Origin of the sequence: Paraburkholderia sp. RL17-381-BIF-C (genome assembly GCF_046026435.1) — a bacterium.
GTDB lineage: Bacteria > Pseudomonadota > Gammaproteobacteria > Burkholderiales > Burkholderiaceae > Paraburkholderia.
In genome coordinates, this window is sequence record NZ_JARESX010000070.1 from 1 (window position 1) to 23,313 (window position 23,313).

The window sequence follows — 23,313 nt, forward strand, 5'->3', positions numbered from 1 at the left end:
TGCTTTGCGCCAGATTCCGAAGAATCCGGCCCGCATCGCGCATCAAGCGCCCACACTTATCGGCTGTTAATTTTTAAAGATCATTCGCTTGGAGAGCTCTGCTTTCTTCGCGTCCGTCATCTAACGGGAGGCGAATTATGAAGATCAGCCACCACCCCGTCAAGTACATTTGAAAATTTCTTTTTGGGGGCTGCTGAATTGGATTTCGTTACTGAGAAGTCAGGCATTGTCAACATCAAGTCACGCACGAGCGTCATGCGTGGTTCCAAGCAATTCAGGAACGCCGCGATCACGCTGGCGGGTGTTGAATTGATGCATCGCCTTCGCAAAGGACAATTTAGCCTCGCCCAACTTCGCCTCGAGGACATCACTGTGCCTGTGGTTTGGAATGTGCTCCTCTCGGATCAATGAGGCATCCTATCAAAACAGATTTCCTCGACAAGCTCCGCCAATTGCACCAGAGCCGATCAATCTGCAAATGATTCCGCGCTTCAACTACATTTCGAATCTCGCCGCGCATTGGGGCCATCTGTTCACTGACTTCGAGAAGGAACGCGTCACTATCTACGAACTCGATCAGGCATCGAACACGGCTCCCGCGCTGTATGCGTATGACTATCCCGGTAAATATCTCGTGCCGGGCAAACGCTCGGATATCCGCGACCGCTGCCGCGAACCCGCGCCTGAAGGCATTCGCGTACCGGTGCGCCGTCATCTGGGCACGGCAGGCGTCGCGCCTGACGTGGCAGGTCGCGTGAGCACCGTGCCGCCGGGCGCGCACGGCGGCAATATTGATAACTGGCGCATCGGCACGGGCTCCACCATGTACTACCCGGTCGCCGTGGACGGCGGATTGTTCTCGATCGGCGACCCGCATGTATCGCAAGGCGATGGCGAAATCAGCCGCACCGCGATCGAGGCGTCCCTTAATGTGATGTTCCAGATCGTGCTGCGGCGTGACTTCAGATTTCCCTCGCCGCGGCCGGAAACGTCGGACTACTGGATCGTCCACGGCTTCGACGAAGACCTCGATGTCGCGACCAAAAACGCTTCACGCGACGTGTTGCTGCTGCTTACGGAACAGCAAGACCTCTCACGCGACGACGCCTATTCGCTAATGAGCGTCGCCGCGGACTTCTCCGTCACGCAGGTGGTCGATGCCCGCCAGGGAATTCACTGCAAGATCCCCCGCAGCATCTTTCCTCCGAAATGGAAAACAGCACCCCCCAGCATTTCTCTCAGGCAAAGCCGGGGCGTCGCGGGGGCGTTGAAACGACTACCTCCTGGCACGCGCGGCGAGTCGCTTGACTTTACCGGTCATCGTTGTCGACAGCGGTCACGTTCTGGTTTGATGGACGGGACGTTCCCGGATACGCGCTAGTGCCGGCGCCGCACCGTTCCCCGACGCTGCCCGGCCAACAGCAATCCTGCCGCAACAGGTGTTCGTTCGGAGTTCTGACCAGGACAGCGCCTATCCGTCGATCGGTTTGGATCCGAGTAATAGTATGCCCACCAGTCGCCTGGCACTTTGTTGCCAGTCTGGAGCCGAAGCTACGTTCGATACTCCAACCAGTGCGCGCAGAAGGTCCAGTGGCTCGAGATCTGCACGGACATCTCCACTCTCAACCGCTCGGTCAACCAGCGTCCGGATTGCAGCCTTGATTTGTTTTCCCGAGCACTCGAACAGTTCGGACGACGCCCCGCCCACTATCGAATTCAGCGCAGGCGCAATGATCTTCTTTGTCGCAATGTAATCGACGAACAGCAGCATCCATTCTCTGAGAGCGTCGAGTGCAGGCAACTCGTCTGTCAGGCGGAGCTGCTCTTGCGCGAGCCGCTCGACCTCCGCGCGATAGACGCTCTCCAGCAAAGCTTCGCGCGTGGGGAAATGGCGATACAGCGTTCCTGGACCAACGCCGGCCTGGCGGGCGACATCATCCAGGCTGATATCGCTGCCTTCGTGTGAGAAAGCCTCCTTTGCAACCTCAAGGATGCGCTCGCGATTGCGCTGAGCGTCCGCTCTCGGTTTCCGTTCTTTCGGTATGGAATCAGTCATGGGCAAATCGGCACTTGCAAACGGAGAGATACTCCGTTTATTATGTATGAAACGGAGAATGTCTCCGCTTTATCGGATGGCAGGGTGGCGTCAATCTTACAGTGACGGAGAGATGGCATGAGCGAACATTTTGGTGCGACATCAACAACCGACGACGTACTGTCTGGCATCAAGCTTCACGGAAAACGAATTCTGGTGACAGGCGTATCTGCCGGGCTCGGCGTGGAGACGGCAAGAGCCCTCGCTGCCCGCGGCGCGACCGTCGTCGGAGCAGCACGCGATTTGAGTAAAGCGGAACGCGCAATCAGCGGCGTGCAGAGAGAAGCGGCAGCAGGTGGCGGGAGTATCGAGCTCATCGAGCTTGACCTGGCGAGTCTGGCCAGCGTTCGGGCTTGTGCCGACAAGTTACTCGCCGAGGGCAAGCTGTTCGACGTGGTCATCGCCAACGCAGGCGTCATGGCGACTCCCAAGGGCACGACAGCCGATGGTTTCGAGACCCAGTTCGGGACCAATCACCTTGGGCATTTCGTGCTTGTGAACCGGCTCGCAACTCTGCTTTCGGCGGGGAGCCGTGTCGTGATGCTCGCGTCATCAGGTCATCGGTTTGCAAACGTCAACCTCGACGACCCGGACTTTGAGCGTACGCCATATGAGCCGTTCGTGGCGTATGGACGGTCGAAGACAGCAAACATCCTGTTCGCGGTTGAGTTCGACCGGCGGCATCGAGCTCGAGGCGTGCGAGCTGCCGCGGTCCATCCAGGTGGCATTCACACTGAACTGGGACGTCACATGGGCGAAGAACAGCTGACCGCGCTCGTTGAGGCGATTAACAAACAGCTGACGTCCGAAGGTAAAGATCCTTTCCAGTTCAAGACCGTTCCACAAGGTGCAGCCACCTCCGTATGGGCTGCCGTGGTCGCGTCTGCCGAAGACGTCGGCGGCCGATACTGCGAGAACTGTCACGTAAGCAATGTCGTTCCTGACGAGGCCGTGATTACACCTGTCAGCGAGGGCGTTCGAGGCTATGCGCTCGACCCGGTCAACGCAGAAGCGCTGTGGCGTAAGAGCGAACAGATGGTCGGCGAATCGTTCGCAGTTCCTGACCGTTAGCATTACCCGGTGAGCCACCTCGCTCGATGCATGAAAGAGGCGGTCGTGTTTACTTTGCGATAGCAGCTTAATCCTGGCTCGATGCGGGTTTGCGGGGAGGCTCCGCTATAAATAACTCACCAAACCAGGCGCATCCTGTCTGTCGTCTTCCGGCTGCCCTCTTCCCGTTTTGCTCGCCCCGACGAATCTTTCGCACGCCGCAGTGACGCCAGCTCTTCGCTCAACGGGTGAAACGAAAACGCCGACAGTCTGCTACGCCAGTACCGCCCTAAAGGCACAGGGATCTACTGGCGAGGCCGAGCGTGAGGCTGTCGCGCGCCACCTCCTGACGCAGGGGCTGCCTGTCGAAGCCGAACAGATCCTGATTGTCAGCGAGGTCCAACATGGTCTGACGGCAATCGCTATGGGCCTGTTTCGTCCGGGCGATGTCATCGGCGGAGCCTTGCATTCTTGTTGACCATCGAATTACGCTTTTTTAGTCAATCTACTGTTTATTCAGGTGTCGAATCTCGCCGCATATACTGACATACATCGATAATCGATCCTTTCACGTGAAGCTCCGCAAATTCACTGTTTATGGCGAACCACAACAATCAACAACAGGAATCGAACGCGACCCCGTCGAATCGATCGCTCGAACGCGGGCTCGAGTTGCTGCGCGCGTTCGGTCCCGGTGCGACACTTCTAGGCAACGGAGAACTTGCGGAACGCACCGGTCTGCCGAAGGCAACGGTGAGCCGCCTAACGCGAACGCTCGTGCAGGCGGGTTATCTCGAGCACGATGCCGCACGCAGGGCATACAGACTCGGCTTACCCGTGCTCAGTCTGGCGCAGGCGTTGCGTAGCGGATCCACAGTGTTGAATGCCGCAGGACCGCTAATCCGCGACACTGCCCAAGCAAGGCGTATCAATGTCGGAATCGCGGGCGCCGACCGGGAAGAGATGGTCTATCTTGAGTCCATTCGTTATAACCAGCGGGCCTCGTTGCGTACGATCGTCTCGGGACAACGCGTACCGATGGAACTGACTTCGCTCGGTCGCGCGTATCTCGCAGCGCTGCCGCAGGAGGAATTCACCGCCCTGATGAACGCGTTCAAGCGGCGAAAGCGCAGCGGCTGGGAGCGCCTCGCGCGCGAAATCACTGATGCGGTAGATGAGGTGCGCCGAAGCGGCTTCTGCGCTACAAGCTGGCAGCCGGAAGTGATCGCACTCGCGACGCCGCTCGCCATTCCCGGTCATCGTTTGCTGGTGCTCAACTTTAGCGTCCGCACGGCGGCGTCAAAAGACAGCGTTGTCAGCGAGCTCGGGGCTCCCCTGCTGCGTCTACGCGACGACATTACAGCCGCATGCGCGCGCCAGGAAGGCTGAAGACAGCAAGCGTCTCCTTCATTCCCGGCGTTCACTGATCGCGCGCGCTGGAATACCCAGTACCACTGCAAGACCGCCAAGAATAGAGACAACTGCAACGGCATAGAGGCCCACGGCGCTGCTACCAAAGTGCGTCGATGCGTAACCGATCACCGAGGGCGCAGAAATCCCGCCAAACTGCCCGAGGCTGCTGATGAGGCCAATGCCGCTTGCTGCGACCGAGCTCGACAGATACGCGGGTGGCATCGTCCAGAACAGCGACAGCATGCCCAGATAACCGGCCGTCGCAACGCAAAGCAGTGCCACCAGAATCGCTGCGTGATTCGCCGCCGCCGGCAGAAGCACGACGCCCAGCGCAGCCATCAATGCGCTTGCCATGAAGTGCCACCGCCTCTCCAGCATACGATCCGAGTTCCGGCCGAGCAGATACATCACCACTGCGCCGACCACATAAGGAATCGCGGAAAGAAGCCCAATGTGCCAGTAGTTCGACACACCGCTTTTCTGGATTACGCTTGGCGCCCAGATATGGACGACGATGCTCGCCCACGGCACGCTGAAATAGGCGAACGTCAGGAAATAAAACTTCGGCTCCTTCAACGCAACCCAGATCGAACCATGAGCGCGTGCAGCCTTCGTTTGCGCGTCGCGGTTGAGCTCTGCCAGAAGGAGGGTCTTCTCGTCGTCCATGAGCCAGGTTGCCTGCTCGGGCCGGTCCGTCAGATAGACATAGGCAAAGACACCGGCGATCACGGACGGAAGTCCTTCGAGAAGGAACAGCCATTGCCAGCCGTTGTAGCCAAGCAAGCCCGACATGCTATTGAGAATCCATCCCGACACCGGCCCACTGATAATGCCGGATACACAGATCGCCGTCATGAAGATGGACGTGACCCGCGCCCGGCGCGCGGCCGGAAACCAGTAGGTGAAGTAGAGAATCACGCCGGGAAAAAATCCTGCTTCCGCTGCGCCCAGCAACACCCGCGCGATGTAGAACTGCGTCGGCGTCTGCACGAACGCGGTGCCCGCCGAAACGATGCCCCATAGCGCCATGATCCGCATGAGCGTTTTTCTCACGCCGACTCGCGCGAGCCACAAGTTGCTCGGTACTTCAAAGAGCATGTAACCGACGTAGAAGAGGCCTACGCCCAAACCGAATGCGGCGTCGGAAAGACCGATGTCGCGTGAGAACTGCAGATGCGCAAAGCCGATATTGGCGCGATCCAGATAAGCGAAGACGTAACAGATAAAGAGGAACGGCAGCAGCCGCCAGGTGACTTTCCGGTAGACGGCCTCTGCCTGTGGTTGCGCGACGGCGCTGACGTCGATTGGATTGGAACGGGCTGCGTGCATCATGTCTCCAGACTTGTATTGGGCCGCAGGTTAGTCATGGCCAGTGTCCTGCGTTGGAATCCATTATCGGCGCCGAACGCGCGATGACAATCTTCCAATTCCATGCAGTGGAATTGCTCGATCCCTCGGATGAAATACGCTCCGTTCCACAGAGTGGAATTGACGGGGTGTCCTGGGATGGCAGGTGGGGCTAAGCTGCATCAGCAGATCGACCTTCTCGGTCGACTCCAATTCAACCATCGAGACACGCATGACCACATCCACTATTCAACTCACTATCGACTCGCAGATCGCCACGATCGCGCTGAATCGTCCTGAAAAGCGTAACGCCATCACCAACGAAATGCGCGCCGAACTGATCGCGGCGCTGGAGACTGTGTCGCGCGACCGGGAGGTACGCGCCGTGGTGTTGACCGGCAACGGTAAGGGGTTTTGCGCTGGCGGTGACGTCAGCGGTATGGCGCAGCGCATGGAAGCCCCAGCGGGCGAGGTTGCGTTCAATGGCTGGTCACGTCAGCAGATCGTTCATCACACGGTCAATCTGCTTTACTCGATGCCCAAACTGACCATCGCGGCAGTCAACGGCGCAGCGGCGGGCCTGGGTGCCGATATGGCGCTCTCCTGTGACTTTATCCTCGCGTCGCACGAGGCGAGCTTCACGTGGAGCTACATCAAACGCGGGCTGATTCCCGATGGTGGCGGCATGTACTTCTTGCCGCGACGGGTCGGCCTCGCGCGGGCGAAGGAACTGATCTTCAGCGGGCGCAAGGTGGATGCGAAGGAAGCACTGGAAATCGGGATCGCGGATCGCCTGAGCGAGCCTGATTCGCTCATTGCCGACGCCCACGCCTGGGCCGCCGAATTGAGCCAGGGTTCGGCCACGGCACTCGCGCTCGGCAAGAGCATCCTCAATCAGAGCTACGAGCTGTCCGCGCAGCAGGTGTTTGCACAAGGCAGCCAGGCACAGGCTGTCTGCTACACAAGCAGTGAACATCGCGACTCGGTGCTCGCATTCCTGAACAAGGCCCGGTGAGCACGAAGGAGATCGACATGAACGCAATTTCAAAGTTGATGCGCCCGACGAGCGTAGCAGTGATCGGCGCATCGGCGGACGCAGCCAAGACTTCAGGCCGCCCGGTGGCTTACCTCAGGAAGCACGGATTCGACGGCGACATCTACCCTGTCAACCCGCGCTACGACTCGATCGACGGCTTGCCCTGCTATCCCGACGTAGCGTCGTTGCCGCATGCGCCCGATGTCGGTATCGTCCTGCTCGGCGCTGAGCGCGCCCACATTGCGGTGCGGGATCTGGCAAGCCGCGGGACGAGCGCTGCAATCGTGCTGGCGAGCGGCTATGCGGAAATCGGCGAGGAAGGTGCGAGGCGTCAGGCGCAATTGATCGAGGCAGCAGGGTCCATGCGCTTGCTCGGCCCCAATACGATCGGACTCGTCAATCTCACCGATCGCATCACGCTGTCGGCAAGCGGGGCGCTGGAGACCGACGCTTTCACGGTCGGCGGGATCGGCGTGATTTCACAAAGCGGCGGGATTCTTGGCTCGCTGTTGTCGCGCGCGGCGGCACGCGGTATTGGCCTGTCAAAGCTGGTGTCGACGAGCAATGAAGCAGATCTCGACATGGCGGACTTTGTCGATTATCTGGTTGACGATGATTCGACTTCCGTTATCGCGCTCTACATGGAAGGGCTGCGTCATCCGGACCGGTTCCGGCGCGCGGCGCTAAGGGCGGCGGCAGCAGGCAAGCCGGTCGTGGTCTTCAAGATCGGGCGCTCCGAATCAGGCGCGCGCTCGGCGGTCTCGCATACGGGCGCGCTGGCAGGTTCCGACCGCATGTACGACGCGCTTTTCAGCATGGTCGGCGTGATTCGCGCCCAGACGTTCTCCGACTTGCTCGATATTCCTCATGCACTCGCGACGCGCCGCAAGCTCTCCGGGCGACGGGTGGCGATTCTGACCTCGACCGGCGGTGCCGGCACGCTCGTCACCGATAGCCTGGGCATGGCGAACTTTGAGACTCCGCCTCCTGACGAGGTAACGGCTGCGGAGCTGCGCGCGCTCCAGAGCGGCGACCATGCGGTGCTCGACCGCAATCCGATCGATGTGACACTTGCTGGACTGCAGCCGGCTCTCCTGCGCGGCGCGATCGGCACGCTACTCGACAGTCCGGCTTACGATGCGGTCGTGGTTATCATTGGATCGTCGGGCCTCGCGATGCCTGACCTGATGGCCGGTGCAATCCGCGATTCGTTGCCCGGGAGTGACAAACCCGTGATGGCATTTGTGAGCCCTCACGCGCCGGAGATCATGCGGTTGCTTAACGAACAGGGAGTGCCGGCCTTCCCTTCGCCCGAAAGCGTGACGAGCGCACTTGCAGCGATGTGGCAGCACGGCGAGTTCATTCAATGCCCCGTAAGTGTGGCCGAGCGACACGCTGAATCAGAAGTCAACGTAAACCATCTGCCTTCCGGATCACTCAACGAAGCGCAGGCGAAAGAGCTTTTTGCCCGCTTTGGTGTGACAGCGGTACGCGAGCGTGTCGTTACGAACGAGCATGAAGCCGAGAGCGCCGCTCGCGAGTTGGGTAACGAGGTCGTGCTCAAACTGCTGTCGAACACGATCACCCACAAGAGCGATGTCGGCGGCGTAGCGGTCGGGGTCACGGCTGATAGCATCGGGGCGCGCCTGAACCGCATGCGGGACGACGTTGAAACCGCAACTGGCTTATCCGCGAATGCGTTTCTCGTTCAGGAAATGGTGGCCGGTGGAACGGAACTGATTCTCGGCCTTCATCGAGACCCGTTGGGCACAGCGTTGCTGCTGGGCATGGGCGGCGTCACCGCGGAATTGTTCAAGGACACGACGATGCGACTCCTCTCTGCCGGCGCACCGCTGTCGCGCGATGACGCACTCGGGATGATTCACGAACTGAAAACCTGGCCTTTGCTCGATGGGTATCGTGGACGGCCGCGCGCTGATATTGATGCCCTTGTGACCGCCATCGTCGCGTTTGCGCGAATGGCGGTGCAGCTTGATGGACGCATTGTCGAAGCAGAGATCAATCCGCTCTTCGTGTTGCCCGCGGGCCAAGGGGTGCGGGCCGCTGACGGCGTTGCTGTACTCGCATCGGAGGCTCACGAAGGGTGAGGGTCTTCGGGTCGCCTTCGACTGGCTCGCCGAGGTAAGCGGCCCCGGGTTCAAGCCGGCCGCCTCGACCTGGTGTCGGGGATGGCCCTCACCTCGTGGCAATACCGTCGTCCCCAACTGAAGCGCTAGCACGACATCCATGATCGGCGCAGAACGCTCTCCCGCGGACAGGAGTTTTTTTTGCACTCGCGACCGCCCCCGTGCATACTTTCTTTCCGCCACGAGAAAGTACGGCGCGACGAGAAGACCGCGCCTCGGGAGACTCAATGCGTTTTGATTTCCAGTCGCTGAAACTATTCGTTGCCGTCTGCGAGCACGGCAGTATTGCCCGCGCGGCAGAAGCCGAAAACATCGCGCCTTCTGCGCTCAGCAAGCGTATGTCTCAACTTGAGGACACCCTCAAGACCCCCCTCTTTATGCGGAGCAACAAAGGGCTCGAGTTGACGATCGCGGCTACCGCCCTCTTGCAGCACGCCCGCGTGCTGCTGCGCGATGTCAAACAAATGGAAAGTGAACTGCTCGACCATGCCGAGGGCGTGCGTGGACAGATCCGGCTACATGCGAGCCTCTCGACCATCGTCCAGTACATTGCCAACGACATTCGCGACTTCCTGGCACTGCACCCGGGACTGCGCATCGACCTGCAGGAAAGTTTAAGCCCAGCCGTGGTTCGCGCAGTCGCGGAGAACACAGCCGACATTGGCGTGTTCGGCGGCACGACGGTGACCGCCGGCCTGCAGGTATTTCCCTATCACAGTGACCGGCTGGTGGTGATCATGCCGCCCGATCATCCACTCAGCCATGCAGACAAGGTGAAATTTCGCGAGATGGCCCAGTACCCACTGGTGGGACCACAAGCTGGTAGCTATCTGAATTCGCTCGTCTTGCGCGCGGCTGCAGACCTGGACCACCCGCTCAAGCTGTCGATCCGGGTAAATGGTTTTGAACCCGTGCGCAGCATGGTCGAAGCGCGGCTTGGCATAGGGCTGGTGCCTGAACATCATGCCCGCCGCTATGTGAGCTCGGGGCCCCTCGTCGCCGTGCAGCTCGACGAGGTCTGGGCCGAACGACACTGGAAGATCTGCGTGCGCGAGGCCGAAACGCTCCCCGCACCGGTCCAACTGTTCCTCAAGCACTTGCTTGCACGTAGCCATCAGGAATGAGCCAGTCTCAACCCCGCTTGCGGCCAGTTCAAGGTCCCCAGGCGCCCCGTGCCCGACAGCGTGACGTAAGCGGTCTTCATGTCGGCGCCACCAAAGCAGATGTTGGTCACCATGCCATCGGGCACCGTCACTTGCCGCAGTACCTCACCGGAGGGCGCCACCACCGTGATGCAACCCGTGACCAGCGTTGCCACGCAGATATTTCCTTCTGCGTCCACGGCCAGGCTGTCAAAGCGTTGGTAGCCCGGTAGCCCGCAAATCAGGCGTCCGCCGTGCGGAGACGGATAAGGATGCTTGCGGGCCCTGCCGGGCGCCTCGAGATCGAATGCCCATAAGCGCGCGGTTTCGGTTTCCGCCACGTACACGACACGATCGTCAGGCGACAGGCCAACTCCGTTCGCCGTCGTGAGCGGGTAGGCTACTTCGACGATCATTGATCCGTCGGCTCGCCCGTAATAGAGGCCGGCATGATCGCGCTCGCGCAGCCGGTTCTTGCCGAAGTCGGTGAAGTAAAAGCCGCCGTTGTGGTCAAACACGATGTCGTTGGGACCGCATAGCGGGTGTTCACCACAGCGGTCGTACACAGTCTTCAGATCCCCCGTGTGTGGGTCGAAACGCTCGATGCGCCCGCTGGTATAACGCGGATGTACGCCTGGTTTGGTGCGATTCAGACCGGCAATGGTACGGAACAGGAAACCACCGTTATTGCAGATGTAGAAGGCTCCATCCGGGCCCAAGGCCAACCCGTTGGGCCCGCCACCCACCTCCTTCAATACGCTGACCGTGCCGTCGGGCGTCACGCGGCTGATGGTCTCGCGCTCGATTTCGACCAGCACGATTGAGCCATCGGCCATCGCCACGGGGCCTTCGGGAAACTTGAGCCCTTCAGCCACGATATGGATGCCGTTCTCCATCATTGACCTCCGTGCAAGTCACCGCTTGCTGGCATTTTCGACGAAATGATTGTCATACGTAGCTTTCAGGTCAATCGAGGCCTTGCCGATGTCGGGATCGAATGCGGCAAGCACATCGCGTACGGTGTGAGCCGCGGCGTCCGTCATCAGTCCATCGCGCGAAATGCAGTTCTGCATGTTGCCGTAGGCTCGAGCGAAGACATTCTTGTCGGCGAGAGCATATTGGGCGGGTACTGCTTCGACCACCTGCTCAGGCGTGGCGTGCGCCATCCAGCGCTCGGCCTCGAGGACAGCGTTCGTCACGGCCTGCACCGTATTGGGATACCTGGCCGCGAATTCCCTCGTGGTGTAGACAGAGGCTTCCGGGTAGTCGCCGCCCAGCGTCGCACGGGTTGCGGCGGGGTCGCGCATCACGGCCAGAGGGAAAAGATCGCCGCTGCCCTGCAGTACGGTCGCGACCGGGTCGTTGCTCATCAATGCATCGATCTGCCCGCTGCGTGCCGCTGCAATCGCACCGGCAGACGAACCCACGCCGATGATCGAGACATCCCCCGTTTTGAGGCCGGCCCTGTTAAGCAGATAATTGACGCCCATGTGGAAGCTCGAACCGGGCGAACTCACGCCGATGCGCATCCCCTTAAGATCCGCATAGGTCTTGACCTTGTCACGGCTGGCACGTGTCACACCGAACACCCAGCCAGGGCAAGAAGCCAGGGTCACGAACGAGACCAACTTCTGCCCCTTGACCGCCATCGTGATCGTGTTGGAATAAGCACCCGCGACCATGTCGGCGCTGCCGCCCAACATTGCCTGCAGCGCCTTCGCGCCGCCGCTAAATACACCAATGTCGACGTCCAGCCCCGCCTGCTTGAAATAGCCCCGGCTTTGCGCAATGACGAAGGGTAAGTAGGGAAAGCCAACGCCAGCGGCGGCCAGGTGAAGTGTTGGTTTCTCCGGCGCTGGCGCCGGGGCAGCGCTCGCGCCCGAGTGGCTCGTCAGCGCGAGGCAGGCAGCTAATATCGGCAACAGCAGGCGCCTGATCGTTAGCACGATGTTGTCTCCTTGTTGTCCAGATCGGTTCGACGGCGACTCTTTAGCCCTGTACGACGTTCTGGCGTTGCTGCCCCAGGCCCTCGATGCCGAGTGTCACCACGTCACCGGGTTTCAGATACACGGGCGGCTTCTGCCCCAACCCAACGCCCGGCGGCGTGCCGGTGGATATGATATCGCCCGGTTGCAGCGACATGAACTGCGACAGGTAGGCTACAAGGTAACGCACGCCGTAAATCATGGTGGCCGTATTACCGTTCTGGTAGCGGTGGCCATTCACCTCCAGCCACATGGGCAGTGCTTGCGGATCGCGCACTTCGTCTGAAGTCACCAGCCACGGGCCTGTTGGACCGAAAGTGTCGGCCGACTTACCCTTGGTCCACTGCCCCTGGCGCTCCGCCTGAAACGCGCGCTCGGACACGTCATTGATCACGCAGTAGCCGGCCACGTGATCCATCGCATTGATCTCGCTCACGTACTTCGCGGGCTTGCCGATCACGACACCCAGTTCCACCTCCCAATCCGTCTTGAGAGAGTTGCGCGGGATCTCGATGGCATCGCCCGGACCCACGATCGCGCTGACAGCCTTCATAAAGACGATGGGCTCCGGCGGTATCGCAGCGCCCGTTTCGGCGGCGTGGTCGGAGTAGTTCAGCCCGATGCAGATGAATTTTCGCGTACCGCCCACGCATGGACCCAGGCGCGGATTGCCTTCCACGCGTGGCAGCGAAGTGACGTCGAGCGCTTTCAGGCGGGCCAGACTCGCGGGCAGCAGCGTGTCGCCGGAGATGTCGGCCACATGGCCCGACAAGTCTCGCAAGTTTCCATCGGCGTCGAGCAGTCCCGGCTTCTCCTCGCCGGGCGGACCGTAGCGCAATAGCTTCATTTTCTATGTTCCCTTCAATAGGTCGCGCGGCCACCAGACAGATCAAAAACCGAGGCCGTGGTAAATGAATTCTCTTCACTGACAAGCCAGGCAATCATCGCGGCTGCTTCGTCTAGTTCGAGAAAACGGCCACGCGGAATCTTGCCCAGCATGTAGCGGATATGCTCGGGCGACTGCTCCATCGCGCCTGGCGTACGCGCCACTGCGGGCGTCACGCAATTGACCGCGATGTCGTGGCTCGCCAGTTCCTTTCCGAGCGACTTGGTCATGGCAATCACGGCAGCCTTCGCCGAGCTGTACGCCGCGGCGTTGGGGTTGCCTTCCTTGCCAGCGACAGAAGCCAGATTCACGATGCGGCCGTAGTTCTGTCGGATCATCACGGGTACCACGGCGCGGCAACAGTGGAAGGTGCCATTGACGTCGATGTCGATCACCTGCTTCCAGACGTCGACGGGATACTCGGCCAAGGTCGCATTAGGGCCAACGATCGCCGCGTTATTGATCAGGATATCGATGCGTCCCGCCACATTCAGCGTACCCGAGACGGCAGCTTCGACGCTCGCATAGTCGGCGATATCAACACGCTCGACGTGAACATCGGGGTGTCCCAGTTCTGTACGGGCCCGCTCCAGGCCCGCGGCATTGATATCCCAGATTACGAGGCGCGCGCCAGAGGCCAGCAGCCGGCGGCCGACCTCCAGGCCGATGCCTTGTGCGCCGCCGGTCACAACAGCGATGCGATCCTTCAGGTTGATTGCGTTGGTCTGCAAGATAGATTCCTTAATGTTGGATTGTCGAGCGCGGCCGGCACGCTCATGCGCTCACGGCAACCGTCTGCCCGGCGACAGGGCGCCAGCGCAGCAGATAGTCCTCGACGACGGATACCGCTGTATCGAGCACCAGTGCAAACAAGGTCAGCACCAGAATGCCCGCGATCACCGAGTTGATGTCGAACACGCCCTCAGCCAGCAGAATCAGATACCCTACGCCCTTCTCCGAGCCCAGATACTCACCGACCACGCTTCCGACAAACGCGATACCAATCGCGTTGTGCAGGCTTGAGAACACCCAACTCGTCGCCGAAGGCAGATAGACGTGCCGCATCAGCTGACGTGCATTGGCGCCCAGCATGCGGGTGTTGGACAACACCGCAGGGCTGACCTCGCGCACGCCCTGGAAGACGTTGAAGAACACCACGAAGAAGACGAGCGTCACGCCCAGCGCCACCTTCGACCAGATGCCGAGGCCAAACCAGAGCGCGAAGATCGGCGCAAAGATCAGGCGTGGCATGGAATTCATGGCCTTTATGAATGGATCGAACACGACCGCGAGGAACGGATTGAGCGCGAGCCATAGTCCGCACGCGAGACCAGACACCGTACCGATGGCGAACGCCAGCATGGTTTCGAGCAAAGTCGTGTACAGGTGGCGAAACACCGAGCCGGTCACGGTCCATTCGACGATGCGACGCGCAACGCCCAACGGATCGCCGAAGAAGAAAGGCGACAACCATTTCTGACTGGTGCCGATCCACCACAGAAACAGAACGCCGAACAGAAGTGCGAGCCGCGTGACGAGAACGACAACGCGATTGTTTGGGTCAAACACGATTGCGCGCATAGCTTTTCAGAACCTCCCCTCGAAGCACGTCCCAGATCTGGGTGTGCAGTTGCAGGAACCGCTGCGTCATACGGATTTCTGACATTTCGCGTGGACGCACAAGGTCGATTTCAAACTCGGCGATAGGCCGCGTACCCGGGCCCGCCGACAGCACGATGACGCGGTCCGATAAGGAAATAGCCTCCTCCAGATCGTGGGTCACGAACATCACGGACTTACGGTCGCGCGACCACAGCCTCAGCAGCTCGTTTTCCATCAGGTGCCGGGTCTGGATGTCCAGCGCACTGAACGGTTCGTCCATCAGAATGATGCGAGGATTCAGCGCCAGTGCCTGCGCCAGGCCGGCGCGCTTGCGCATGCCGCCCGACATCTGGTGCGGATACTTTTTGCCATGGCCTTGCAGCCCCACCCGCTCAATCCACTCGTGCGCCACCTCAAGCGCCTCATCGCGAGGCGTGCCACGGAAGATGAGGCCCATCGCGATGTTCTCTTCGGCCGTCTTCCAGGGCATGAGTGCATCGACCTGGAACAGGTAGGCAGCTTGCGTGTTCAGGCCATTGCTCAGTTTCTCGCCGAACACGCTCAAGCTGCCCGACGAAGGCCGGGTGAGCCCGGCCGCCACGTTCAGCAACGTGGACTTGCCACAGCCCGTAGGGCCGACGATCGAGACGAACTCGCCGTCGCCGATCGTCAGATTCCCGCCGGAAACGGCGGTGTAGGTCTGAGCGTTCTTGCCATTGCCGGCGAAGGTGCAGGTCACGTTGTCAAAGCGCAAAGCCTCACGCATCGCTGTCTGGCCATGCTCGAGAGTGATAGTGCACGGCGCGGTACTCATGGCTGGATCTCCGCCGCTTTCTCGACAAACCGGTTGTCATAGGTCGAGGCGAGATCGATTTTGGCCGACGCCACGGTGGGGTCGAACGCCGACAGCACATCACGCACGGTCTGTGCGCCTTTTACGGTGATCTCTCCGTTCTGTGCGATGCAACGGCGGCTGTTCGTGAAGGCATCCGCATACAGTGCCTTGTTCTCGCCCAAGTACTCAGGCGGCACATTGTCAGCGACTTGCTGAGGCGTGGCTTTGGCGATCCACTTCTCCGCGCGCACGATCGCATTGGCGACTGCCTGTACCGTCTTCGGATTCTTATTGATGAAATCCTGAGTCGCGAACAGGCTCGACTCGGGATAATCCGAGCCGAACACCTTGACGTTACCCTCCGCGGTACGCATGTTCTCCAAAGGTTTGAGGCTGCCGTCTTTGGTCAGGATCGTGGCGCTCGGATCATTGACGATCAGCGCATCGATCTGACCCGCCCTCACTGCCGCTACCGCTCCCGCAGCCTGGCCAACACCGATGATGGAGACGTCCGAGGGCTGAAGGCCCGCCTTGTGCAGGATGTAGTTCAGTGCCATGTGAGTGCTGGAGCCGGGCGCACTCACGCCGATACGCATACCCTTCAGATCCTTCGTCGACTTGACTTCGGCCTGACGCTTCTGGGACACGCCAAAGATCCAGCCGGGACAAATGACCTGCGCCGCGATCACCACGAGGTGCTGCCCCTTGGTAGCCATCGTGATGGTGTTCGAATAGGCGCCCGCTACCATGTCGGAGCTCCCACCCAACAACGCCTCCAATGTCTTGGACCCACCGGAGAAGGCAGCGATGTGCACATCCAGCCCCTCGTCCTTGAAGTAGCCGCGTTGCATCGCGACGAGCATGGGCAGATAGGTGATGCCGACGGAGGCGGCCGCAATGTGAAGTTCGGGTTTTTCAGGCACGTCCTTGGCCACGGCCGCGACAGAACCGCAGCCAAGCTCGAACGCGACGCAAAGCGCGATGGCAAATTTCAGCTTCATGGTTGTCTCCTCCCTTTCCGGGGATATTTGGGTGCGACCTACCACCGAGGACGGACCGGGTCTTCACGACCCCGATTCCTGTGATGCTGAGAACGGCCGAGGATCATCGGCTCCTCATGCTCCCGATCCTCGTGCTTCTGACTTTTGTCCTGCTGCTCAATGCGCGCTTACGCTGCCTGCTTGCGCAGTGCCTCGACTACCGCATCGCCCATGTCTCGGGTACCCACGGATTGCGTGCCCTCCTGATGGATGTCCGCAGTTCGATAGCCGGCGGCTAGCACTGCACGCACGGCCCGCTCGACGCGGATCGCGGCATCTTCCATGCCGAAGCTCTCACGCAGCATCATCGCAAGCGACAGGATCGCGGCGAGCGGATTGGCGATATCCTTGCCTGCAATGTCCGGCGCCGAGCCGTGCACAGGTTCGTACAAACCCTTCCGGTTATAGCCCAGCGATGCTGAAGGCAGCATGCCGATTGAACCGGTCAACATGGCCGCAGCATCCGAGAGAATGTCTCCAAACAGGTTGCCCGTGACGATTACGTCGAACTGCTTGGGTCGACGCATGAGCATCATCGAGGCGGCATCCACGAAGAGATGACTCAGTTCGACATCCGGGTACTCATCGCGCCCGACGCGCGTAACCACTTCGCGCCACAACTGGCTCGCCTCCAGCACATTCGCCTTGTCCACCGAGCACAACTTGCGGCTGCGGCGTCGCGCGCTTTCGAAGGCAGCACGCGCAACCCGCTCGACCTCTGATTCCGAATAGCGCATTGTGTTGAAACCTACGCGCTCTCCGGCCTGGTTGGTTTCGAACCCGCGCGGTTGGCCGAAATAAGCGTCGCCATTCAATTCACGCACGATGACGATATCCAGCCCATCGACGACCTCGGGCCGCAAGGTCGAAGCGCCGATCAGTTCCGGGAACATGTAGGCCGGCCGGAAGTTGGCATATAGCGTCAGCGCCTCGCGCAATTGCAGCAATCCTGTACCGGGACGACGTTCACGCGGGATATCGGCCTCGTCGGCCACCCCCACCGAACCGAACAGGATCGCATCGGCCTTGCGCGCCAACGCCAGCGTGGGTTCGGGAAGCGGCACACCATGGGCCTGAATGCCCGCCTCGCCGATGGGCGCCTCCTGAGTCTCGGCATGAGGAGCCAGGATCCGCAGTACCTTGACAGCCTGCGCCACCACCTCTGTGCCGATACCGTCACCCGGCATGACTGCAATCTTCATCTGAACTTCTCCTTGGTTGTTATCCGTGAGAGTGCGTCTTCAATAAGCTTGGGCACGGTTGCGCTCGAACCCGTCAATGCGGTCCTGATGCGACAGTGTGTAGTCGATCTCGTCCATGCCGCGCAGCAGACACTGTTTCGCAAAGGGCTCCAACTCGAAGACATGGACAGAGCCGTCGGGTAACGTCGCCGTCTGTGCGGGCACGTCGATGGCAATGCGGCTACCCGGACTGGCCACCAGGGTGTCCAGCAGTGGCAAAACCACGGCCTCGGGCAGCACGATCGGTAAGAGCCCGTTTTTCAGGCAGTTGATGAAAAAGATGTCGCCGAAGCGTGGCGAGATCGCCGCACGGATACCGTAGTCATACAGCGCCCAGACGGCGTGCTCCCGCGACGAACCGCATCCGAAATTGTGGTTCGCTACGACGATGCGAGACTCCCGGTAAGGCATCTGGTTGAGCACGAAGTCCGGCCGCTCCGCACCGTCGTGGTCGAAGCGCAGCGCACGGAACAGAAACTGGCCGAAATCGTCGGAACGAGGTTTCTGGAGGAAGCGTGCCGGCAGTATCTGGTCGGTATCGCAGTTGATGGCTGCAATCGGCACCGCGGCTGAGTCAAGGTAGTTCAGGCTGTCCATCTTCAGACTCCCATGAGGCGGCGCACGTCCGTCAGGCGACCTGTCACCGCGGCGGCGGCAGCCATGGACGGGCTCATCAGGTGCGTGCGCACACCCGGCCCCTGGCGTCCCACGAAATTACGGTTTGAGGTCGAGGCACAGCGCTGGCCAGGGGCAGCGATATCGCCGTTGGTCGCGAGGCACATCGAACAGCCGGGGAAGCGCCACTCGAAACCGGCTTCCCTGAACACGTGGTCCAGCCCTTCGGCTTCGGCCTGCGCGCGTACCTGGTGCGATCCGGGCACCACCCATGCCTCGACGCCGGGTGCAACGCGGCGACCGCGCGCGACCTCGGCCGCGCTGCGCAGGTCCTCAATCCGCCCGTTGGTGCATGAGCCGATAAAAACTCTATCGATCGCCACGCCTTCGAGCGCCTCGTGCGGGTTCAGTCCCATGTATTCGAGTGCCCGCAACATTGACGCCCGGAGATCGGGGTCAGCCTCATCCGCAGGATCGGGCACGCGGCGATCGATCGCGCATGCGTATTCAGGCGTGGTTCCCCATGTCACCATGGGCGCAATATCAGCCACGTCGATATGCACCTCGCGATCGAACACCGCGCCTGCGTCGGTGAACAACTCGCGCCAGTGCGCCATCGCCCGCTCCCACTGTGCGCCTCTGGGGGCGTAAGGACGGCCGGACAGATAAGCGAACGTGGTGTCGTCGGGAGCGATCATTCCGGCACGGCCGCCCGCCTCGATGGTCATGTTGCACAGCGTCAACCGCCCTTCCATCGATAAACCCGCGATGGCCGAGCCGGTGTACTCAATCACGTGGCCTGCCGCGCCGGCCACGCCAATCCGCGCGATCACGGCAAGAACCAGGTCTTTGGCGGTAACGCCCTGCCCCGGCCTTCCGTCGAGGACGACGCGCATATTGCTCGATTTGCGCTGCCACAGGCATTGTGTGGCGAGCACGTGCGCCACTTCGGTTGCGCCGATGCCGAATGCCAGCGCACCGAGCGCGCCGTGGGTCGATGTGTGGCTGTCGGCGCAGACGACGGTCATGCCAGGCAGACTTAATCCTTGCTCGGGTCCGACGACGTGGACGATTCCGCGCCGCGAGTCATCCATGTCGAAGAGCGTGATGCGCGACTCCGCTGAATCACGTTGCAAAGCCGTGATCATGCCTCGCCGCTCGGGGTCCTCCACGGACGCCAGATCGTTCGCCATGCTGGAAACGTAGTGATCAACCGTGCCGAAGATACGCTTGGGGGAGCGTGGTTTGAGTCCACGCTCACGCAACATGTCGAACGATTGAGCCGTGACGTCGTGGACGAAATGCCGGTCTATGAACAGCAGGTCCTGCCCATCGTCGCGGGTCATGACCCGGTGAGCTTCCCAGATCTTGTCGTAAAGGGTTCGCGGACCACTCATCGCTTGGTCGAATTGCATTGCTTCGTCTCACTCCATCAATTTATCGACCGTGATCAACACGGCCATGCGGTTTCGCAATTGATTCTGGTGTGGAAGCATCATGCATCAGGCACGCCGGCTCGTTCGTGGTCTTTTGGAAAGGCACCATCGCCGATCGCGATGACGAGATTCATCGCTTTCGACGTTCTCGACGACGCGACAAAATTTCGTGGCCTGTCGGGATCAAGGACGCAATGGCCGGCAAGACGCGTCAACGGCTCGTAGCAAAAGCGCCGTGCGGGCAACCGCTCGATCCGCAAACGCTTCGCGATTGGGGTGTGAGCCCTTAGCAGACCCCCCGTCCGGTCAACGCCGGATCGTTGCAACGCCTGTTCAAAGGTGCCTATTTGTTAGCGGGCGACACGCCCACCCGCGATGGAAACATGAGTTCCCGGCGCAGCGAAATCGCTGTCAACTTGAGCGGCATCGCGTCGAGCGTTTTCGGATCGTCGATGACGCCAAGCTGGCGCCCCGGATGTTTTCCAATCACGGCACCGCTCGCGTCATTCCGTTGCCCGCGCAATCGCCTGACAATCCGGTCAAACGCGTGCCATTGCTGTGCGAGCAATCCGCCACTAGCGATGACACGCAACGCGAGGCCGAATGCGGAAATTGCCGGGTAACGGGGCAATCGACAACGGCTCGCCGTCGATCGCCCCTTAGCCACTGTTGAATCCGCCCTGTGAAGCGGACGCCGGTCAAAGCAACCCACCTTGGGACTGCTTATGTTGATTACGAATGGAGGTCGAAGAGCGGCAGCCCGCAGGCGCTTACATCCCGTCTGCCCGCTCAGCGAGTCGTGAAGGCGCGAATCCTTCGTCGCCCACGATCTTTCTTTGCCGCGCACAATACTTCGCAAATAGTGCGGTCAACAACGGCGCCAGCAGCGACGTGACAATCGTCGACGCGGCAATCTGCGGTGTGGCGACCGCGACGAGCGACGCGAGGTGCGGATCGACGGCTGCAATGGCGATTGGCGTCGCGACCGCGTTGCCGGCGGTCGTCGACACGGCGACACCGGCCACGCCTGAACCACCGGCGAGACGGGACGCCGCGATGTTGACCACGCCGCCAATGATGAGCGTTACGAGCCCGAGCAGGATGCCCGACGCGCCCGCGCCAAGGATCGAGTGCAGGTTGATCTACGCGCCGAGGCCGAAAGCAAAGAAAGGAATCAGGAGATCACTGCCTGATTTCAGAAACGCGCGCATGTTGCGATCGAGGTTGCCGAGCAGCATGCCGATCAGAATCGGCAGGATTGTCGCGATCAGGTCGATAAAGGGAATCCTGGCGAGACCGGACATGCCGAGCGCGAGCATGGTCACGAATGGGCCTTCAAGAATCGACAGTACCGCGAGCGCGCCACGATCGACCTCGTCACCAAACTGTTTGGTCAGCGCCGCGTAGAGCCCCATGTTCGCGTTGGTCATCGCCGCGATGATCGCCATGCTGGACAGCCCGAACACCGGGCGCCCCTTGAACAGATAACTGACCAGCAAGCCGATCGCCACCCCGCTCGCGAGCTTGGCGAGCGTGATCGCCGCGCCGTTCTTCAGCGCGCGCGGCGCGGTTTTCAACTGTATTTCGGCACCCATGCAGACGAAGAACGCCGCGAGAATCGGCAGCGCTCCGTGCGCGAGCGAGGTTGAGAAACTGCCGATGGTCAGTACATGCGGGAAGAACGTGTTAAGCAGGCTGCCCCACAGCAGCGGAATCACCATCATGCCACCGGGAAATCTCTCGATGGTTTCCTTGATCTTCATTTCGATTCGTCTCCGTCGGAGGACGCGCCCGCTCGGGTGAGCGTGGCGCCCCACCGTTGTCCATATTCAATAAGGCAACTTCACGGACTGCGCAGGCTGCCAGGGCTCTGCCGCAGTCCGCTTCAAGGATGCGTCACATCTGCGCGCCGATCATCCAGGGCACGAACTCTTCGTTGCCGACCCCGAGCGCTTCACTCTTGCTCTGCGCGCCAGATGCGACTTCGATGATCATCTCGAAGATCTCGCGGCCCTTCTGCTCGACCGTCGTCTTGCCATCCATGATGTCGCCGCAGTTGATGTCCATGTCGTCGACCATGCGTGTGTACATCTTCGTGTTCGTCGCGAGCTTGATTGACGGCGCCGGCTTTGCCCCAAAGCATGAGCCGCGGCCGGTTGTGAACAGAACGAGGTTCGCGCCGCTCGCAATCTGGCCAGTCGCGCCCATCGGGTCGTAGCCTGGCGCATCCATGAACACGAGTCCCTTCGTGTCGACTGGCTCGGCATAGCGGTACACCCCCATCAGCGGCGTCGAGCCGCTCTTGGCGACCGCGCCGAGCGACTTCTCGAGAATCGTGGTGAGCCCGCCCGCCTTGTTGCCCGGCGTCGGGTTATTGTCGATGCTGCCCTTTTCCCGCTCCGCGTAGCTTTCCCACCAGTGGATCCGCTCGACGATTTTCTCGCCGACCTCCGCGGTAATCGCGCGGCGCGTCAGCAGGTGCTCAGCACCATAGATCTCCGGCGTCTCACTGAGGATGGCGGTGCCCCCGTGTTGAACGAGCAGATCGACCGCGGCGCCAAGCGCCGGGTTCGCCGTAATGCCCGAGTAACCGTCCGAGCCGCCGCATTGCAGTGCGATGTTGAGGTTGGAGATCGGCAAGGGCTCGCGCTTGACCTCATTCGCAGCCGGCAGCATCGCCTCGATCGCCGAGATTGCCGCATCGACGGTCTTCTGTGTGCCGCCATGCTCCTGGATCACGAGCGGCACCATGGTTGCACCCGGCTCGACACCTTCCGCGATAAACAGCGCACCCATCTGGTTCGCTTCACAGCCGAGCCCGATCACCAGTACGCCCGCGAAATTCGGGTGGCGGATATAGCCACCAATCGTACGACGTAATTGCTGCACGCCTTCGCCATTGTGATCAATGCAGCAACCGAAACTGTGCGTGACCGGCACGATGCCATCGACGTTCGGATACGCATCCAGCCTGCCGGGCGCGGAGAAGTGCTGCGCGACGAGCTTGGTCACGGTTGCCGAACAGTTGACCGTGCTGAACACGCCAATGTAGTTTCGCGTAGCCACCCGGCCATCGGTACGACGAAAGCCCATGAACGTCCGCGATTCTCCGGCAGGCGCAACCGCCTTGACGTCCTTGCCGAACGCGTAATCGCGCGCGAAATCGCCCATCGACACGTTCTGGGTATGCACGTGCGCACCCGGTTGGATATCCTGCGTGACGAAACCGATGATCTGCCCATAGCGCCGCACCGGATCGCCGGCTTTCAGCGCGCGCAGCGCAACCTTGTGCGCACCGGGGATATCGTCGCGCGTAACGATGCCGCCGGCCTCGGCGAGCGTCGTGTCCGCAGGTATCGGACCGCGCGCGATTGCGACGTCGTCGTCCGCATGCAGCCTGATGACCAGTGAAGTAGAATCCGTCATGTTTTTCTCCTGAATCG

General features: G+C 60.9%; 19 protein-coding genes and 3 pseudogenes. 7 read left to right on the top strand and 15 right to left on the bottom strand.

Going from position 1 to position 23,313, the window contains the following annotated elements; genetic code table 11:
• Window positions 1-231 precede the first annotated feature (231 nt).
• Both P0D70_RS29625 and P0D70_RS29630 read left to right on the top strand, forming a co-directional pair.
• Window positions 232-411, top strand: a pseudogene (locus P0D70_RS29625) (IS6 family transposase); the annotation flags it as partial.
• Window positions 412-472: 61 nt separating this feature from the next.
• A pseudogene (locus P0D70_RS29630) lies at window positions 473-1,216 on the top strand (acetamidase/formamidase family protein); the annotation flags it as partial.
• Between the two features lie 255 nt (window positions 1,217-1,471).
• On the opposite strand, the gene P0D70_RS29635 reads toward P0D70_RS29630, so the two are convergent.
• Window positions 1,472-2,056 (bottom strand): TetR/AcrR family transcriptional regulator, encoded by a 585-nt coding sequence (locus tag P0D70_RS29635; RefSeq protein ID WP_091794136.1) that lies wholly within the window; start codon window positions 2,054-2,056, stop codon window positions 1,472-1,474.
• A gap of 117 nt (window positions 2,057-2,173) precedes the next feature.
• Between P0D70_RS29635 and P0D70_RS29640 the strand changes: the two genes are divergently transcribed.
• Together P0D70_RS29640 and P0D70_RS29645 are read left to right on the top strand one after the other, a co-directional pair.
• Window positions 2,174-3,166 carry an SDR family NAD(P)-dependent oxidoreductase gene (locus tag P0D70_RS29640; protein ID WP_408187059.1) on the top strand — a complete coding sequence of 331 codons (993 nt, stop codon included), beginning with the start codon at window positions 2,174-2,176 and terminating at the stop codon, window positions 3,164-3,166.
• Between the two features lie 576 nt (window positions 3,167-3,742).
• The gene (locus tag P0D70_RS29645) at window positions 3,743-4,534 is read left to right on the top strand and encodes an IclR family transcriptional regulator (RefSeq protein WP_091794142.1); all 792 of its coding nucleotides are present in this window, start codon (window positions 3,743-3,745) and stop codon (window positions 4,532-4,534) included.
• An 18-nt stretch (window positions 4,535-4,552) separates the two neighbouring features.
• Here P0D70_RS29645 and P0D70_RS29650 read toward each other — a convergent pair whose 3' ends face one another.
• Window positions 4,553-5,887 (bottom strand): MFS transporter, encoded by a 1,335-nt coding sequence (locus P0D70_RS29650; RefSeq protein ID WP_408187086.1) that lies wholly within the window; start codon window positions 5,885-5,887, stop codon window positions 4,553-4,555.
• 250 nt (window positions 5,888-6,137) lie between these two features.
• On the opposite strand from P0D70_RS29650, the gene P0D70_RS29655 reads away from it, so the two are divergent.
• The 3 genes from P0D70_RS29655 to P0D70_RS29665 all read left to right on the top strand — a co-directional run bounded on the left by P0D70_RS29655 (window position 6,138) and on the right by P0D70_RS29665 (window position 10,212).
• On the top strand, window positions 6,138-6,920 hold the full coding sequence (locus P0D70_RS29655) for an enoyl-CoA hydratase/isomerase family protein (protein ID WP_408187060.1): 783 nt from the start codon (window positions 6,138-6,140) through the stop codon (window positions 6,918-6,920).
• 17 nt (window positions 6,921-6,937) lie between these two features.
• Complete coding sequence (locus tag P0D70_RS29660) at window positions 6,938-9,049, top strand: acetate--CoA ligase family protein (RefSeq protein ID WP_408187061.1); 2,112 nt, start codon at window positions 6,938-6,940, stop codon at window positions 9,047-9,049.
• A gap of 266 nt (window positions 9,050-9,315) precedes the next feature.
• Window positions 9,316-10,212, top strand: a complete 897-nt coding sequence (locus P0D70_RS29665; RefSeq protein ID WP_408187062.1) for a LysR family transcriptional regulator — start codon at window positions 9,316-9,318, stop codon at window positions 10,210-10,212.
• On the opposite strand, the gene P0D70_RS29670 is transcribed toward P0D70_RS29665, so the two are convergent.
• The 13 genes and pseudogenes from P0D70_RS29670 to P0D70_RS29730 form a co-directional block, all read right to left on the bottom strand.
• Window positions 10,203-11,126 carry an SMP-30/gluconolactonase/LRE family protein gene (locus tag P0D70_RS29670; protein ID WP_408187087.1) on the bottom strand — a complete coding sequence of 308 codons (924 nt, stop codon included), beginning with the start codon at window positions 11,124-11,126 and terminating at the stop codon, window positions 10,203-10,205. The two genes, P0D70_RS29665 and P0D70_RS29670, sit on opposite strands and share 10 nt — an antisense overlap.
• An 18-nt stretch (window positions 11,127-11,144) precedes the next feature.
• Window positions 11,145-12,176: an ABC transporter substrate-binding protein gene (locus P0D70_RS29675; RefSeq protein ID WP_408187063.1), complete on the bottom strand. Its 1,032-nt coding sequence runs from the start codon at window positions 12,174-12,176 to the stop codon at window positions 11,145-11,147.
• Window positions 12,177-12,219: 43 nt separating this feature from the next.
• Entirely contained in the window at window positions 12,220-13,062 is an 843-nt protein-coding gene (locus P0D70_RS29680; RefSeq protein ID WP_408187065.1) for a fumarylacetoacetate hydrolase family protein, read from the bottom strand.
• 14 nt (window positions 13,063-13,076) lie between these two features.
• The gene (locus P0D70_RS29685) at window positions 13,077-13,832 is read right to left on the bottom strand and encodes an SDR family NAD(P)-dependent oxidoreductase (protein WP_091794158.1); all 756 of its coding nucleotides are present in this window, start codon (window positions 13,830-13,832) and stop codon (window positions 13,077-13,079) included.
• A 43-nt stretch (window positions 13,833-13,875) separates the two neighbouring features.
• Window positions 13,876-14,682: an ABC transporter permease gene (locus P0D70_RS29690; RefSeq protein ID WP_408187066.1), complete on the bottom strand. Its 807-nt coding sequence runs from the start codon at window positions 14,680-14,682 to the stop codon at window positions 13,876-13,878.
• A complete protein-coding gene (locus P0D70_RS29695) occupies window positions 14,663-15,517 on the bottom strand; it encodes an ABC transporter ATP-binding protein (protein WP_408187067.1) in 855 nt (284 codons plus the stop codon). Before P0D70_RS29695 ends, P0D70_RS29690 begins: the two co-directional genes overlap by 20 nt.
• Complete coding sequence (locus tag P0D70_RS29700; RefSeq protein ID WP_408187068.1) at window positions 15,514-16,539, bottom strand: ABC transporter substrate-binding protein; 1,026 nt, start codon at window positions 16,537-16,539, stop codon at window positions 15,514-15,516. Before P0D70_RS29700 ends, P0D70_RS29695 begins: the two co-directional genes overlap by 4 nt.
• A 167-nt stretch (window positions 16,540-16,706) precedes the next feature.
• On the bottom strand, window positions 16,707-17,780 hold the full coding sequence (leuB, locus tag P0D70_RS29705; protein WP_091794168.1) for a 3-isopropylmalate dehydrogenase: 1,074 nt from the start codon (window positions 17,778-17,780) through the stop codon (window positions 16,707-16,709).
• Window positions 17,781-17,819: 39 nt separating this feature from the next.
• Window positions 17,820-18,416 (bottom strand): 3-isopropylmalate dehydratase small subunit, encoded by a 597-nt coding sequence (gene leuD / locus P0D70_RS29710; protein WP_408187069.1) that lies wholly within the window; start codon window positions 18,414-18,416, stop codon window positions 17,820-17,822.
• Between the two features lie 2 nt (window positions 18,417-18,418).
• Window positions 18,419-19,849 (bottom strand): 3-isopropylmalate dehydratase large subunit, encoded by a 1,431-nt coding sequence (gene leuC, locus P0D70_RS29715; protein WP_408187070.1) that lies wholly within the window; start codon window positions 19,847-19,849, stop codon window positions 18,419-18,421.
• Window positions 19,850-20,213: 364 nt separating this feature from the next.
• A complete protein-coding gene (locus P0D70_RS29720) occupies window positions 20,214-20,438 on the bottom strand; it encodes a hypothetical protein (protein ID WP_408187071.1) in 225 nt (74 codons plus the stop codon).
• 202 nt (window positions 20,439-20,640) lie between these two features.
• Window positions 20,641-21,633 (bottom strand): annotated as a pseudogene (locus P0D70_RS29725) (2-keto-3-deoxygluconate permease).
• 133 nt (window positions 21,634-21,766) lie between these two features.
• Window positions 21,767-23,296 (bottom strand): UxaA family hydrolase, encoded by a 1,530-nt coding sequence (locus P0D70_RS29730; protein WP_408187072.1) that lies wholly within the window; start codon window positions 23,294-23,296, stop codon window positions 21,767-21,769.
• Window positions 23,297-23,313 lie beyond the last annotated feature (17 nt).

What these genes read in the sequence shown, in the direction of transcription:
- P0D70_RS29670 (WP_408187087.1), bottom strand. Translation starts at nt 11,126, where the DNA reads ATGGAGAACGGCATCCATATCGTGGCTGAAGGGCTCAAGTTTCCCGAA.
- P0D70_RS29695 (WP_408187067.1), bottom strand. Translation starts at nt 15,517, where the DNA reads ATGAGTACCGCGCCGTGCACTATCACTCTCGAGCATGGCCAGACAGCG.
- P0D70_RS29655 (WP_408187060.1), top strand. Translation starts at nt 6,138, where the DNA reads ATGACCACATCCACTATTCAACTCACTATCGACTCGCAGATCGCCACG.
- leuD (WP_408187069.1), bottom strand. Translation starts at nt 18,416, where the DNA reads ATGGACAGCCTGAACTACCTTGACTCAGCCGCGGTGCCGATTGCAGCC.
- P0D70_RS29660 (WP_408187061.1), top strand. Translation starts at nt 6,938, where the DNA reads ATGAACGCAATTTCAAAGTTGATGCGCCCGACGAGCGTAGCAGTGATC.
- leuB (WP_091794168.1), bottom strand. Translation starts at nt 17,780, where the DNA reads ATGAAGATTGCAGTCATGCCGGGTGACGGTATCGGCACAGAGGTGGTG.
- P0D70_RS29635 (WP_091794136.1), bottom strand. Translation starts at nt 2,056, where the DNA reads ATGACTGATTCCATACCGAAAGAACGGAAACCGAGAGCGGACGCTCAG.
- P0D70_RS29700 (WP_408187068.1), bottom strand. Translation starts at nt 16,539, where the DNA reads ATGAAGCTGAAATTTGCCATCGCGCTTTGCGTCGCGTTCGAGCTTGGC.
- P0D70_RS29730 (WP_408187072.1), bottom strand. Translation starts at nt 23,296, where the DNA reads ATGACGGATTCTACTTCACTGGTCATCAGGCTGCATGCGGACGACGAC.
- P0D70_RS29690 (WP_408187066.1), bottom strand. Translation starts at nt 14,682, where the DNA reads ATGCGCGCAATCGTGTTTGACCCAAACAATCGCGTTGTCGTTCTCGTC.
- P0D70_RS29650 (WP_408187086.1), bottom strand. Translation starts at nt 5,887, where the DNA reads ATGCACGCAGCCCGTTCCAATCCAATCGACGTCAGCGCCGTCGCGCAA.
- leuC (WP_408187070.1), bottom strand. Translation starts at nt 19,849, where the DNA reads ATGCAATTCGACCAAGCGATGAGTGGTCCGCGAACCCTTTACGACAAG.
- P0D70_RS29645 (WP_091794142.1), top strand. Translation starts at nt 3,743, where the DNA reads ATGGCGAACCACAACAATCAACAACAGGAATCGAACGCGACCCCGTCG.
- P0D70_RS29640 (WP_408187059.1), top strand. Translation starts at nt 2,174, where the DNA reads ATGAGCGAACATTTTGGTGCGACATCAACAACCGACGACGTACTGTCT.
- P0D70_RS29665 (WP_408187062.1), top strand. Translation starts at nt 9,316, where the DNA reads ATGCGTTTTGATTTCCAGTCGCTGAAACTATTCGTTGCCGTCTGCGAG.
- P0D70_RS29680 (WP_408187065.1), bottom strand. Translation starts at nt 13,062, where the DNA reads ATGAAGCTATTGCGCTACGGTCCGCCCGGCGAGGAGAAGCCGGGACTG.